The sequence below is a fragment of the Streptacidiphilus jeojiensis genome, assembly GCF_042510965.1.
In the GTDB taxonomy this organism is placed as follows: Bacteria; Actinomycetota; Actinomycetes; order Streptomycetales; family Streptomycetaceae; genus Streptacidiphilus; species Streptacidiphilus jeojiensis.
Genome location: NZ_JBEUKS010000004.1, coordinates 130,554 through 143,602 on the forward strand (window position 1 = coordinate 130,554; position 13,049 = coordinate 143,602).

At 71.2% G+C, this 13,049-nt stretch carries 11 protein-coding genes; 7 read left to right on the forward strand and 4 right to left on the reverse strand.

Going from position 1 to position 13,049, the window contains the following annotated elements; genetic code table 11:
• Positions 1 to 62: 62 nt before the first annotated feature.
• From ABUW04_RS12930 to ABUW04_RS12940, 3 genes are all read left to right on the forward strand, one after another.
• Entirely contained in the window at positions 63 to 1,052 is a 990-nt protein-coding gene (locus ABUW04_RS12930; protein ID WP_380564645.1) for a LysR family transcriptional regulator ArgP, read from the forward strand.
• Between the two features lie 74 nt (positions 1,053 to 1,126).
• The gene (locus ABUW04_RS12935; RefSeq protein WP_380564646.1) at positions 1,127 to 3,316 is read left to right on the forward strand and encodes a transglycosylase domain-containing protein; all 2,190 of its coding nucleotides are present in this window, start codon (positions 1,127 to 1,129) and stop codon (positions 3,314 to 3,316) included.
• 387 nt (positions 3,317 to 3,703) lie between these two features.
• The gene (locus ABUW04_RS12940; protein WP_380564647.1) at positions 3,704 to 4,366 is read left to right on the forward strand and encodes a response regulator transcription factor; all 663 of its coding nucleotides are present in this window, start codon (positions 3,704 to 3,706) and stop codon (positions 4,364 to 4,366) included.
• 370 nt (positions 4,367 to 4,736) lie between these two features.
• Here the strand turns inward: ABUW04_RS12940 and ABUW04_RS12945 are convergent, their stop codons facing one another.
• The 3 genes from ABUW04_RS12945 to ABUW04_RS12955 all read right to left on the reverse strand — a co-directional run bounded on the left by ABUW04_RS12945 (position 4,737) and on the right by ABUW04_RS12955 (position 8,105).
• Positions 4,737 to 5,234, reverse strand: coding sequence for a GNAT family N-acetyltransferase (locus ABUW04_RS12945; RefSeq protein WP_030257937.1), 498 nt, complete (start codon positions 5,232 to 5,234; stop codon positions 4,737 to 4,739).
• A gap of 85 nt (positions 5,235 to 5,319) precedes the next feature.
• Positions 5,320 to 6,294, reverse strand: coding sequence for a helix-turn-helix domain-containing protein (locus ABUW04_RS12950; protein ID WP_380564648.1), 975 nt, complete (start codon positions 6,292 to 6,294; stop codon positions 5,320 to 5,322).
• The gene (locus ABUW04_RS12955) at positions 6,291 to 8,105 is read right to left on the reverse strand and encodes an ABC transporter ATP-binding protein (protein ID WP_380564649.1); all 1,815 of its coding nucleotides are present in this window, start codon (positions 8,103 to 8,105) and stop codon (positions 6,291 to 6,293) included. Before ABUW04_RS12955 ends, ABUW04_RS12950 begins: the two co-directional genes overlap by 4 nt.
• A gap of 509 nt (positions 8,106 to 8,614) precedes the next feature.
• Between ABUW04_RS12955 and ABUW04_RS12960 the strand changes: the two genes are divergently transcribed.
• Together ABUW04_RS12960 and ABUW04_RS12965 are read left to right on the forward strand one after the other, a co-directional pair.
• Entirely contained in the window at positions 8,615 to 8,740 is a 126-nt protein-coding gene (locus ABUW04_RS12960) for a hypothetical protein (protein ID WP_269665019.1), read from the forward strand.
• A 265-nt stretch (positions 8,741 to 9,005) separates the two neighbouring features.
• Complete coding sequence (locus tag ABUW04_RS12965) at positions 9,006 to 10,325, forward strand: hypothetical protein (RefSeq protein WP_380564650.1); 1,320 nt, start codon at positions 9,006 to 9,008, stop codon at positions 10,323 to 10,325.
• A 55-nt stretch (positions 10,326 to 10,380) separates the two neighbouring features.
• Here the strand turns inward: ABUW04_RS12965 and ABUW04_RS12970 are convergent, their stop codons facing one another.
• The gene (locus ABUW04_RS12970; RefSeq protein ID WP_030257930.1) at positions 10,381 to 10,878 is read right to left on the reverse strand and encodes a methylated-DNA--[protein]-cysteine S-methyltransferase; all 498 of its coding nucleotides are present in this window, start codon (positions 10,876 to 10,878) and stop codon (positions 10,381 to 10,383) included.
• A gap of 112 nt (positions 10,879 to 10,990) precedes the next feature.
• On the opposite strand from ABUW04_RS12970, the gene ABUW04_RS12975 reads away from it, so the two are divergent.
• Entirely contained in the window at positions 10,991 to 11,518 is a 528-nt protein-coding gene (locus ABUW04_RS12975; RefSeq protein ID WP_030257928.1) for an NUDIX hydrolase family protein, read from the forward strand.
• A gap of 174 nt (positions 11,519 to 11,692) precedes the next feature.
• A complete protein-coding gene (locus ABUW04_RS12980; protein ID WP_380564651.1) occupies positions 11,693 to 12,838 on the forward strand; it encodes an esterase-like activity of phytase family protein in 1,146 nt (381 codons plus the stop codon).
• The last annotated feature ends 211 nt before the right edge of the window (positions 12,839 to 13,049 follow it).

A 13,049-nucleotide genomic window follows, 5' to 3' on the forward strand; every position in this document is an offset into this window, starting at 1 on the left:
CGGCCGGACACATCACGCCAGCTAAAGTTTCTTACGTATCATTAGCAGCTGTGATGTCGACGATGTCGGAACTCCCGCTCGACCAGGTCCGTACCCTGCTCTCCGTCGTGGACCGGGGCAGTTTCGACGCGGCCGCGCAGGAGCTGCGGCTGACGCCCTCGGCGGTCAGCCAGCGGATCAAGGCGCTGGAGCGGCGGGTCGGCCGGGTCCTGGTGCTGCGCACCAAGCCGGCCAGGCCGACCGGCTCCGGCGAGGTGCTGGTGCGGCTGGCCCGGCAGCTGGTCCGGCTGGAGGACGACGCCGCGGCCGAGCTCGGCCTCCCGGCCCCGGGCGGCGGCAACGGCGACGGCAGCGGCCGCGACGCCGGCAGTGGCGGCGGCGCGGGGGCCGGACCCGCCACCACGCTCGCCGTCGCGGTCAACGCCGACTCGCTGGCGACCTGGTTCCTGCCCGCCCTCTCCCGGGTCCCCGCCGAGCTGCGGGTCTGCTTCGAACTCCACAAGGAGGACCAGGCCCGCACCGCCGACCTGCTGCGGCAGGGCCTGGTCTCGGCCGCCATCACCGCCTCACCGCATCCGGTGGCGGGCTGCACCGTGCGTCCGCTCGGCAGCATGGCCTACCGCGCCCGGGCCACCCCCGGGTTCGTCGAACGCTGGCTCGCCGGCGGCCCGGTGGCGCAGACCCTGCCGTCGGCCCCGGTGATCGTCTTCAACCGCGACGACGACCTCCAGGACGCCTTCCTCCGCGACCTCGCCCCGCAGGCGGTCCCCGGTCCCGGCCGGGTCCGGCACTCCATCCCGGCCTCGGACGCCTACGTCCGCGCGGTCGCGGCCGGCCTCGGCTGGGGCATGCTGCCCGACGAGCAGGCGGCGCAGCTGCCCGCCGGCACCGTGGTCGACCTGGCCCCGGGACGGACCGTCGAGGTCGCCCTGTACTGGCAGCAGTGGAAACTGGACTCCCCGCCACTGGCGGCCCTGGCCGCCGCGGTCGCCCGGGCGGCCGCGGGGACGCTGACCGCGCCGAAGGGCGGACACTCCGCGGGCACTCAGTAATTTGTGGCAACTCCGTGACAGTCCTGACGGCCCCTACGTCGGATCCTCTTAAGGTCGCCGCCTATCGTGGGGCCATGGCAGCGAAGCAGATCAGCACTCCCCTCCAGAAGGTCGGCAACGGCCTCGGCCTTGTCGGCGCGAGTGTGCTGGCGGGTGCGATCGTCGCCGGGCTCGCGATCCCGGCGGTGGGCGCGGTCGGTCTGGGGGCGAAGTCCACGGCCGACGACTTCAACAGCATCTCCGACTCCCTGGCGATCCCCACCCTGTCGCAGTCGTCGACGATCTACGACGCCGACGGCGGCGTGATCGCCACGGTCTACTCCCGGGACCGCCAGGTCGAGCCGTTGAGCAAGATCGCTCCGGTGATGCAGAACGCGCTGATCGACATCGAGGACCACCGGTTCTACCAGCACGGCGCGATCGACCTGACCGGCACGCTGCGCGCGCTGACCCGCAACGCCTCCAGCGGCTCCACCCAGGGTGGTTCCACGCTGACCCAGCAGCTGGTCAAGAACATCTTCATCGAGGAGGCCGGCGACGACGCGACCCTCGTCGCCCAGGCCACCGCGCAGACCACGGACCGCAAGATCAAGGAACTGCGGTACGCGATCAACTTCGAGAAGACGCTCACCAAGCAGCAGATCCTCGACGACTACCTCAACATCACCTACTTCGGCGGCAAGGCCTACGGCGTCGAGGCGGCGGCGGAGCAGTACTTCAGCGTCCACGCCAGCGAGCTGACGCTGCCGCAGGCCGCGCTGCTGGCCGGCCTGGTGCAGGCTCCCTCGCAGTACGACCCGATCGCCAACCCGGAGGCCGCGCTCACCCGCCGCAACGAGGTGCTCAACTCGATGGCCTCGTACGGGACCATCACCCCGGCCGCGGCCAAGGCGGCCGAGGCCACCCCGGTCAAGCTGAAGATCAAGCACGCGTCCGAGGGCTGCATCACCGCCAAGAAGGGTGAGGAGTTCTTCTGCGACTACGTGAAGTCGATCATTCTGAAGGACCCCACCTTCGGCAAGACCGCCGAGGAGCGGTCCGCGGTCTGGTACACCGGCGGCCTGAAGATCTACACCACGCTGAACCCCAAGGACCAGGCCGCCGACGTCAAGGCGGTCGAGGACCACGCCTACGCGAGTGACAAGGCCATCGCCGCCTCGACCATGGTCGAGCCCGGCACCGGCAAGATCCTGGCGATGGCGCAGAGCCGCCCCTACGGCACCGGCACCAACCAGACCGAGATCAACTACAACGCCGACTCGCAGCACAGCGGCGGCGGCGGCTTCCCCACCGGATCCATCTTCAAGGCGGTCACCGCGGCGGCCGCGCTGGAGCAGGGGATCCCGCTGAGCTACACCATCAACTCGGTGGCCAGCGGCGACTTCCCGGAGATGACGAACTGCAACGGCGACCGGCTGCTGGCGACGCCCGGTGACGAGAACGACACCACGACGCCGTACGGCAACATCAACATGGTGCAGGCCATGGCCGCCTCGGTGAACACCTACTTCGTGCCGCTGGAGGCCAAGGTCGGCCTCTGCAACGTGGTCAAGATGGCGCAGCGGCTGGGCCTCACCTACCAGGGCAGCGCGGACTCCAAGTCCCCCAGCGGGCTGACCCCGCTGGACCAGGTGCAGACGCTGACCCTGGGCGTCAACAGCCTCACCACGCTGCAGATCGCCAACCTCTACGCGACCTTCTCCGCCAACGGGACCTACTGCAGCCCCACCGCGATCAGCCGGATCACCAACAGCTCGGGCAAGGACATCAAGGTCCCGGGTTCGAACTGCACCCAGGCGCTCACCCCCAGCGTCGCCGCCTCGGTGAACACCCTGCTGCACTCGGTGGTCTCGGACCCGGGCGGCACCGGTGCCTCGATCGGCGACATCGGCGGCTACGACGACGCCGGCAAGACCGGTACCACCAACAACGAGGACCAGGCCTGGTTCGCCGGCTACACCAAGCAGATCTCCGACGCGACGATGATGACCAACCCGTCCGCTCCGAGCAAGTACTCGCTCTCCGGCAAGACCATCGGTGGGACGTACTACGCGAAGGCGTGGGGCTACCTGACCTCGGGCGCGGTCTGGCACCAGGCGATGGTGGCGTCGATGAGCGGGCTGCCGCACCTCAGTCTGACCGTCGCGGCCAAGCCGGCCGACGCGGTGAAGGCGACCACCACCACCAAGAACAACGGGAACAACAGCAATAACGGCAACAACAACAACGGTAATAACGGCGGGAACAACAACGGCGGCCACTGAGCCCCTCCGGCCCAGGCCGCCCCGCACCTGACGAGTGCCGCACCGCTCCCCGTGGTGCGGCACTCGTGCTGTTGCCCCGTCCTGGGTCCGAACTTCCCTGTACTATCCGGGCAGTTGTGACCTGAGTCGGTACGAAAGCGTCAAGAGACCTGCCGGGGCGGGCGGGTGGCCACCATACTGACGTATGACTCGTGCATATGCCGCTGGCCAGGTCCGGCAGCGGTGGCACGGGCCCGGTCGACGGCCCCTGCGCCAGGGGGCAGGGCTGGTGGCCTACAGGTTGATGTGCGAATAGGCACATGCCCGAAAGCCGGAGGTGGTTCATGTGAACAGGGTCAGGAAGTCGAAATCCTGCGGAAGCCGAGTGCTCGGCGAATTGGGTCCGCCATGGTGAACAGACGACTTGCACTCGTGGGTGCTTCATCGATTTTCCAGGACGGCCTCCGCGCGGTTCTCGACGCCGTCGACGGATTCAGCATCGTCGGCGAAGCACAGGACATGACCGAGGCTCTGCACGCGGTCGGCCGCTGCCATCCGGACGTGCTGGTGATCGACACTGAATCGGTGGGAACCGGGTGGCTGGCCCGAATTCCGGATCTGCACGGACACCCCGACGGGCAGGCGCCGCGGGTGCTGCTGCTGATCGTCAAGGTCGACGACAACCAGCTGATGCGGGCCGCCGCGGCCGGGGTGGACGGGTGGGTGTTCAAGGACGAGGAGACCGCCGATCTGATCGCCGCGGTACGGGCCCTCTCGTCCGGCTACGCCTGGCTGTCGCCGCAGGTCGCACGGCAGTTGCTGGACCACTGGCGGGACACCCTGGCCGTGCCGGCCAAGCCGCCCTCGGAGGAGGTCGACCGGCTCAGCAGCCGGGAGTTGAGCGTGCTGGGGCTGGTCGCCCACGGCTGGTCCAATGCCGAGATCGCCCAGGAACTGGTCCTCGGCGAAGCCACCGTGAAGACCCATGTGTCCCGGATCCTCACCAAACTCGATCTGCGTAATCGGGTCCAACTCGCCGCCTTCGCGCACCGGAACGGCCTCACGGTGTAGCGGAACGGCCGAACAATACGACGGATCTCATCCTTTCGACGGACCTGTGGATTCCCGCTCGCGGCCGACGCCGGGGGAACGGCACGGGCCTAATGTGGTGTGGCCCGCTCATGAATTCCCGGTGCCGCGGAAGGCCGAGGACGGCGCACCGGTACCGGGAAGGAGCGGGAACGGCGGTGCGTGCGGACACCGTCGGACCGTGAGTACGGAGGTGGGTTCCGAAAATGCGGTCAGCCGCGCCGACCGGGTGAGGCCGAACGGTCGGCGCACCGGCAGGTCGGCCCGAAGCCCGCCGAACCAGGGCGGACTCCGGGCCGGCCTGCCGTACGCAGCGGCAGCCCCGATCGGGCGCCGCGGAACCGACGGGGCGTCAGGCCCCGGCGGCGGGCAGGGCCAGCCAGTCCTGCCAGGAGATGTCACGTCCCAGGTAGCGGGGCTTCCGGAACGGCCACTCCGCCGCCATCCAGGCGGGGACCAGCGCGTCCAGCGCCGCCTCGACCTCGGTGCCGACCAGCTCGTCCACCACCCACCAGGCCAACTCGGCGTCCGCGCCCGGCTTCTCCGGCGGGTCGATGTAGACGCAGCCCAGCAGCACCGTCTCGGCGTCGTCGAACAACGCGTAGTTGAAGGACTGGTGGGCCTCGATCTCACGCTCGTGCCGGGCCAGGTCCTTGCGGTCCTCCTCGACCGTCATGTCGGCGGCCGGCCATCCCCAGGGCTCGCCGTAGAACGACCACAGCCGCTCCCGCGAGCCCATCACGGCGGGGTAGTCGAGCTCAGTGTCGGTCGCCCTGATCGGGCGCAGGTGGTAGCCGTCGAGCACGGCGGTACGGACGGGGTGCACGAAATCCTCGGGAAGCCAGGTCATGGTCCTGGACGCTACCGAGACCCGGCCTCCCGCCCCAGCGGTTTACCCGATCAGGTGTCCGACACCGGCGCGCGAGGGCGATCCGCTACCAGGACCTGACCCCGGCGACGCTGCTGATCAGCGCCAGCGAGGCGGTCGGGCCGGCCGCCCTGGCCAGCAGCATGCCGACCGCGGTCCGGTAGCGGCCCACCGACGGCTGGTCGTCCAGCAGTTGCACCCCGGTCAGCTGCTCCCGGACCACCACCGGCGACGATCCGTCGGCGAAGCCGAAGACGGCGAACGGGCCGCCGAGACCGGGCACCGCCGCCCGGCTGAAGGGCAGCACCCGCAGCTCGACGCCGGGCCGCCGGGCCAGCTCCACGAGTCTGCGCAGCTGCCCCCGCAGCACCTCCCGGTCGCCGAACGCCTGGTGCAGCACCGCCTCGGTGAGCACCACCCGCAGCCGCGGCGGGTCGTCCGGCCGGTCGACGACCGCGCGTCGCCGGTGCCCTGCGGCGACCAGGGTCCGCACCCGCGCGGCCGACGGCTCGCCGGGCGGCCACCCGCTCCAGCCGGGGAGCGCGGCGACGGCGGCGCTGTACTCCTCGGTGCGCAGCAGTTCCGGCACCGCCTCCGGGTCGTAGAGGGCGATCTCGGAGGCGGCGGCCTCCAGGCCGAGCTGGTCGTCCGCGCCGGGCGGCAGCAGCCGGTGGTACTCGCGGGCCTGCCACCACTGCGGCGTCCTGGTCCGCGCCGCGCACTCGGCCAGCACCGCGGCCCGGTCCCCGGGGACGTGGTACAGCGCGCACACGGCACTCACCTCGGCGTCCCGCAGTCTGCCCTCGGCCCGCTCCAGCCGGGACACCTTGGCCACCGACCAGCCCATCGCCTCGGCGACCTGACGCCCGGTCAGTCCGGCGTCCTCGCGCAGCAGCCGCAGCTCGGTGCGGAGCCTGCGCCGGCACAGCGCGGCCGCCCGCGGCGCCGGCAGCAGCTCGGGTTGCCGGCCCGATTGCTGGTCCGACTGCCGGCCCGGCAGCGGCTCGGGAAGCGGGTCCGGCAGCGTCCCGGTGCCGTTCATACCCGCCCCCTCAGTCCGAGCGCGGCCGGGACGACCAGCCCGCCGTGCTCGACCGAGAGGAAGGCGTCGGCCTGCTCGGCGAGCCGGGTGTCATGGGTGATCAGGAAGGTGGTGCGGTCGGCCATCAGCCGTTGCAGCGGCTCCATCACCCGCGCCGCCGACGCCTCGTCGAGCCCGGTGGTCGGCTCGTCCAGGACCAGTACCGGCGTGTCCCGCACCAGTGCGCGGGCGATCGCCAGCCGCTGCCGCTGGCCGCCGGAGAGCAGCCGTCCGCGCGGGCCGACCGGAGTGTCGTAGCCGTCCGGCAGCGAGTCCACGAAGGCCTCCAGGTCGGCGCCGGCCGCGGCCCGGCGGATCTGCTCGACGCTCGCCCCGGGCCGCCCGTAGGCGATGTTCTCGCCGATGCTCGCGTCGAACACCATGGTCTCCTGGGGAACCAGGGTGACCGTGTCGCGCAGCCGGCTCAGCGGCAGCCCGGCGATGTCCCGGCCGTCCAGCAGGACCGTGCCCGTGGTCGGGTCGTACAGCCGCAGCAGCAGCTTGGCGACGGTGGACTTGCCGGCCCCGCTCGGCCCGGCGATCAGCACCAGCTGGCCGGGCCAGGCGGTGAAGCTGACGTCGTCCAGGATCGGCCGCCGGGTGCCCGGGTAGGTGAAGCCGACCCGGTCGAAGGAGAGCACCCCGCGGGCCCTGGGGCCCGGTGCCGCTGCCGAATGCGGCGCTGCCGCCGCTGACGTCGCCCGCCCGGAGCCCGACGGGGCCTGGGGGTCGCGCACGGAGGGCCGGGTCTCCAGGATCTCCAGCACCCGCTCCGCCGCCGCCGTGGACGAGGCGAGGCTCAGCTGCACCGATCCCAGCGACTGGATCTGCGGATAGAGGTAGCCCAGGTAGGCGGAGAAGGCCAGCAGCCCGCCCAGGGTCAGCCGTCCGGACGCGATCTCCCAGGCGCCGGCCACGATCACGCTCAGCAGGCAGACCGTCTCCACCAGGGTGGCCAGCGGACCGTAGGCGTAGGAGAGCCGGTACTGCCGGATGACCGCGCCCATCCAGGCGACGCTCTCCCGGTGCACCTTGGCGCCCTGGGTGTCCTGCCGGTTGTACGCCTGGACCAGCGTCATATTGGCCAGGCTCTCCTCGATGGCGGCGGTGAGCGCGCCGTTGCCGTCCCGCTCCTCGCGGGAGGCGCTGCGGATGCGCTTGCTGAACACCCGGGCGGCCAGCCAGAACAGCGGGGCGGCGGCGAAGGTCAGCAGGGCCAGGTCCCAGCGCACGTACAGCGCGGCGCAGGCGAAGAAGACCGCGTTCGCGGCGCAGGTGAACAGGGTGACCGGGGTGGTCACCACCAGTCCCTCGATGGCGTCCACGTCGGAGGTGAGCCGCTCCACCAGGTCGCCGGTGGGGCGGGATTCGAAGAAGTCCGGGGAGAGCTGCTGCAGGTGGTGGAAGGTGCGGTCGCGCAGCCGCCGGAGGAAGTTCTCGCCGACCCAGCTCAGCGTGTAGTTGCCGGCGAAGGTGGCCAGGCCCTCGACGGCGGCCAGCCCCAGCCAGAGCACCGCCGGCATCCAGACCAGCCCGAGGTCGCCCTTGGTCAGCACATGGTCGGTGACGTACGAGAACACGGCGACGACGGCGACGTCGCAGGCGGAGGAGACCAGCAGGCAGAAGGCGGCCAGAGCGAGCCGCAGCCGCCAGACCCGGGCCAATGGCCAGAGGTTCCGGAATGCCTCCCGCGCGGAGATCCTGGCGCGGCGCCGTTTCGGCGCCTGTTCCACCAGATCCCCCAGTCTGATCATGAGGGTGTTGTCGTTCATGGCCCCCGCTTTCCTTGTGTACCGCACCGGCGAATTCCGAACCTACAGACCGGGGAACGGGTCCCGTGGTTCCGTCGAATGGGCACGTTCCGGCCGGAAGGGAATACTCACAGGCTGCCGATATCAACACCACAGGATTGACAGCATCGACTGAAACTCGGAGGACATAACACCTGGTGGACGGTGCATGGTGACCCTGGGGCGGAAACGTGGCGAAACTGTGGCGGCCTGAGAATTACGCCCCCGCGGGCCGACTTCGGGGTTTCACAGGATCGCGCCTCGGAGGCACAGCCCAGTCACATAGAGGCAGACGGGAATGCATCCGGTAAGAGGCGGTTCCTGTGAATTGCGACGGAGTGCGGCGGGCGCCGGAAATGACGGAACCGAACCGGGCCCGGGGAGGTCTGTATGGTCAGTTCCACCGCAAGGGGCCGACCGGAAAATCCGGCCCCGAGCGGAAAGAAATTGGCTCCCCTCCGAACCCGGAGAGGAATAGGAAAGGAATCACCATGGCCCTCCCCCCGCTGCCGCTGCCCAAGCCCAAGAAGCAGCTGCCCCCGCCGCCGAAGCCGGCTCACGGCAAGAAGCCGCTGCCCCCCAAGGGACCCAAGCCGTTCGGTGCGCCGAAGGGCTGATCCCGGGCGCCGGGCCGCTCGCCGGCCCGGCGCCCCCACGCCGCAGGGCGGGGACCTCGCTTCAGGCGGGGTCCCCGCCCTGCGGCGTGCCCGCCCTGCGGCGTGCCCGCCCTGCGGCGTGCCCGGGGCCGGCGCCTTCCGTACCTGATCTGCCGTCACCTGCCGGCTGAGTGGCGGTCAGCCCCCGTTCGGCCCACCCCGGAAGCGTCGCGACCCGGCACGCCGCACAGTGGGACACCCTGGGACCCACGGCCGGGAGGCACGGATGTCGGACGATCCGCAGCAGGCGGAGCTCTCCGCGCTGCGCGAGCGGGTCGCCGCGCTGGAGGCCGGGCCGCGGCGCGAGCGGCACCGGCTGCGCTCCTTCGCAGCGGTGGCACTGATCCTGGTCGCCGCAGTGCTCACCCCGCTGAGCGTGGTCGCGGTGTGGGCCAGCCAGGAGATCGGCGACACCGACCGCTATGTCGCCACAGTGGCCCCGCTGGCTTCGGATCCGGCCGTGCAGGACGCCGTGGCCAACCGGGTGACCACCGCCCTGGTGCAGCAGATCCCGGTCGACGCGCTGCTGAGCGGTCTGCCCACCAGCAGCCTGCCCAGGGTCGGGTCGGCTCTGGACACCTCGCTGACCAGCGCCCTCACCAGTCTGATCCGCTCACTGGCCGACCGGGCCGTGCAGAGCAGCGCCTTCGCCACCGTCTGGACCGAGGCCAACCGGCGGATCCACGCCTCCCTGGACAAGGCCCTCACCGGTGCCGGCGGCGGCGCCGTGCAGCTCACCGGCAACGCCGTCACCATCGATCTCGCTCCCGTCATCGACCAGGTCAAACAGCTGCTGGTGGATCAAGGGGTCACCGCCGCGGCCAGGATCCCGGAGGTGCACACCCAGTTCACCGTGGCGACGGACGACCGGATCGGGAGGCTGAAGACCGGATTCCGGCTGCTGCAGCTGGCCGGTGTCTGGCTGCCGGTGATCGTGGTGCTGATCGCGGCGGCCGGGGTGCTGCTGGCGGTCCGCCGCCGCCGAGCCCTGGTGACGGCGGCGCTGGCGGTCGCCGCGGGTGCGGTCGTCCTCGGCGTGGCCCTGGTCGCCGCACGGGCGGTCTATCTGGACTCGCTGCCCACCGGGGTGTCCTCGGACGCCGCCGCCGCGGTCTTCGACGCGCTGGTCCACTTCATCCGGGTCTCGGTGCGCACGGTGGCCGTACTGGGCGTCGCCGTGGCGCTGGGCAGCTGGCTCAGCGGCCCCGGCGGGTACGCGCGGCGGGTCAGGTCGGTGTGGAGCTCCGGCCTGGGCGCGGCCCATCACGCCGCCGCGCAGGCGGGGATGCGCCTGGGCCCGGTCGCCCCCTGGCTGCGCCGCCATCAGCTCTGGGTCAACTGGGCGCTGTTGGCCGCGGCCGCGCTGATCCTGGCGTTCTGGAGCCGTGCGACCGCCGGGGTGATCGTCGCCCTGGTGCTGGGCCTGGTGCTGGCCCTCGCCCTGGTCGAGTTCCTGGCCGAACCGGTGGCGCCGCCGGAACCGGTGGAGCCGGCAGCACGGACCGGCCCCCGCCCGGACGGGCCGGCCCCGCAGCCCGCGCCGTAGCCGCCCGCCGCGCTCCCTCGGCCCTGCTCCCTGCTCCCCGCTCCCCGCTCCCGCGTCAGAAGAGCCGGGCCGCCTTCTCCTCCGCGGACTCCTCCAACTCCAGCAGGAACCGCTTGCGCTCCAGCCCGCCCGCATAGCCGCGCAGGCTGCCGTCCGCGGCCAGGACCCGGTGGCAGGGGACCACCACCGACACCGGGTTGAGCGCATTGGCGGCGCCGACGGCCTGGGCCAGCGCAGGGTCGCCGAGCCGGCGGGCGAGCTCGCCGTAGGAGGTGGTCCCGCCGTAGGGGAGGGTCAGCAGCAGGTCCCAGACCCGGCGCTGGAAGTCGTTCCCCACCGGTGCCAGCGGCAGCTCGAACTCCCGGCGGGCACCGGCGAAGTACTGCTCCAGCTGCTGCCGCACCGCCGCGAAGCCCTGGTCCTCGCGCTCCCCGAAGGTCTCCACCGGCGGGCGGCGGAGATGGCCCTCGAAGTACAGGCCCGCCAGCGCACCGTCCTCGGCCACCGCCGTCAGCTCGCCGACCGGCGAGTCGATCACGGTGTACGTCCTCATGCTCCCCACCGTAGCCGCCGGCACCGACAGGCCATGTCCCGGTACCCGGACATCTACCCGGAGCCGCACGCGAAGTCCCCGGGTATGCACGTACGATCAGCCAATGTCAGACATGACGGAAACCACGCCCGGCTGGCTCGCCTCCGACGAACTGGAACTGGCGCGCGCCCGGATGCCGATCCTCTACGTCGAAGCCGTACCGGTACGGGTCGACGACAGCGGCGAGGTCACCCACATCGGACTGCTGCTGCGGATCGGCTCGGACGGGACGGTCAGCCGCACCCTCGTCTCCGGCCGGGTGCTGCACCACGAACGGGTCCGCGACGCGCTGCTGCGGCATCTGGAGAAGGACCTCGGTCCGGTGGCGCTGCCCAGGGTCCCGGCCTCACTGCAGCCGTTCACCGTCGCCGAGTACTTCCCGACGCAGGGGATCACCCCGTTCCACGATCCGCGCCAGCACGCGGTGTCGCTGGCCTACATCGTCCCGGTGAGCGGTGACTGCCGGCCCCGTCAGGACGCGCTCGACCTGGTCTGGTTCAGCCCGCAGGAGGCCTCGTCCGCGCTGGTCCAGCAGGAGATGCCGGGTGGGCAGGGAGTCCTGCTCAAGCAGGCCCTGGCCCATGCCGGCTGCCTGAGCTGACCGGGCCGTCCGCGCTGCCCGGCCGCCCAGACCTGCCGGACCTTCCGGGCGGCGTTGCGCAGCCGAAGCCGAATGTTCCCCTGGAACCCCTTTTTCAACAAAACGTCAGATGCCAGTCTGGGGGCGCCTCCGCTCCGACATCTCCCCAGGAGCGCTCCCGCCGAAGGAGTACCTGTGCCTCCGTCCAAGACGCCGCACCCGACCCGATCCAGCCGCCGCGTCAGAGCCGCCGCGGTCGCCGCCCTGATGCTGGCCTCGCCGCTGGCGATCCCCGCCGCGAGCGCGCGGGCCGAAGCACCGACCGGCGGGCACCTCCCGTCGCCGTCGCTCGCCTGCGGGGCCGACGCCTGGGCGGAGGGCTACAGCGACGCCCTGAACAAGCTCGTGGTCGACGGCGACACCGTCGGCGGCCTGTCCGCGCTGAGCTACGACGCCCGCCGCCACGCCTACGGCGCCGTCGTCGACCACAGCACCGGCGAGCTCGCCAAGATCTGGTTCTTCGCCGATCCGGCCAGCCCGAAGGTGGTCGGCAGCCTGGTGCTGCGCAAGCCGGACGGCACCCCCTACGACGAGACCGACTTCGACGGCGAGGGTCTCGCCGTCCTGCCCAACGGCGACTACCTGGTCAGCTCCGAGACCGAGCCCTCGGTCCGCGAGTTCGACCGCCAGGGTGTCCAGCAGTCCGAACTCGCCGTCCCGGCCCGCTTCCTGGTCGCCCCGGCCGGCCAGGCGACGTCCAACGCCACCCTGGAGGGCCTGAGCGTCTCCCCGGACGGCAGCACGGTCTACGCCGCCATGGAGGGTGTCCTCAGCGGCGACGTCAGCAGCACCGGCGCGGCGACGGACCGCCGCATCCTGGTCTACCGGGCCAACCACCGGCACGGCTACGACCTGGTCAAGGAGATCGGCTACCAGGTGGACCCGGGCAACCGGATCTCCGAGGTCGCCGCCTACGGCCAGCACGGCCTGTTGGTCCTGGAGGCCGCCTTCACCGCGGGCTTCGGCAACACCATCAAGGTCTACGCCGCCCCGAACGTCCAGCGCTCCGCCGACGTCACCGCCGTCACCGACCTCGGCAACGCCGGCAGCGGCGAGCTGACGAAGAAGACCCTGATCGCCGATGTCAGCCAGTGCCCGTCCCTCGGCGCGACCGCACCGGAACCGCAGCCCAACCCGATCCTGGACAACTACGAGGGCATGACCCTGGCCCCGGGATCCCCCTGCTCGGGCCTCAGCGAACTCCTGCTGATCAGCGACGACAACTTCTCCGCCGCCCAGAACACCCGTCTGCTGCGGCTGACGGTACGTCTGCCCTCCTGACCGAGGTCCTTCCGGCCCGCCCCGGCCCGTCCGGTTCGGGCGGGCCGGAAGGAGACCTGAGGCGCCCGACCGTGAAGCCACCGGTCATAGCGTTCATTCTCAATCCATTGCAACGTTCAAGGTGAAGCCTGTTGCATTAGATTCAAAACCATTGCAATGAAATCCTGGCCTTGACCTTTGCCTATGGGGATTTCAAGCAACAGAGTCGTTG

Bases quoted from the DNA above. Each gene is read 5' to 3' on its own strand.
- ABUW04_RS12930 (WP_380564645.1), top strand. From the start codon at position 63: ATGTCGGAACTCCCGCTCGACCAGGTCCGTACCCTGCTCTCCGTCGTG.
- ABUW04_RS12935 (WP_380564646.1), top strand. From the start codon at position 1,127: ATGGCAGCGAAGCAGATCAGCACTCCCCTCCAGAAGGTCGGCAACGGC.
- ABUW04_RS12940 (WP_380564647.1), top strand. From the start codon at position 3,704: ATGGTGAACAGACGACTTGCACTCGTGGGTGCTTCATCGATTTTCCAG.
- ABUW04_RS12945 (WP_030257937.1), bottom strand. From the start codon at position 5,234: ATGACCTGGCTTCCCGAGGATTTCGTGCACCCCGTCCGTACCGCCGTG.
- ABUW04_RS12950 (WP_380564648.1), bottom strand. From the start codon at position 6,294: ATGAACGGCACCGGGACGCTGCCGGACCCGCTTCCCGAGCCGCTGCCG.
- ABUW04_RS12955 (WP_380564649.1), bottom strand. From the start codon at position 8,105: ATGAACGACAACACCCTCATGATCAGACTGGGGGATCTGGTGGAACAG.
- ABUW04_RS12960 (WP_269665019.1), top strand. From the start codon at position 8,615: ATGGCCCTCCCCCCGCTGCCGCTGCCCAAGCCCAAGAAGCAGCTGCCC.
- ABUW04_RS12965 (WP_380564650.1), top strand. From the start codon at position 9,006: ATGTCGGACGATCCGCAGCAGGCGGAGCTCTCCGCGCTGCGCGAGCGG.
- ABUW04_RS12970 (WP_030257930.1), bottom strand. From the start codon at position 10,878: ATGAGGACGTACACCGTGATCGACTCGCCGGTCGGCGAGCTGACGGCG.
- ABUW04_RS12975 (WP_030257928.1), top strand. From the start codon at position 10,991: ATGACGGAAACCACGCCCGGCTGGCTCGCCTCCGACGAACTGGAACTG.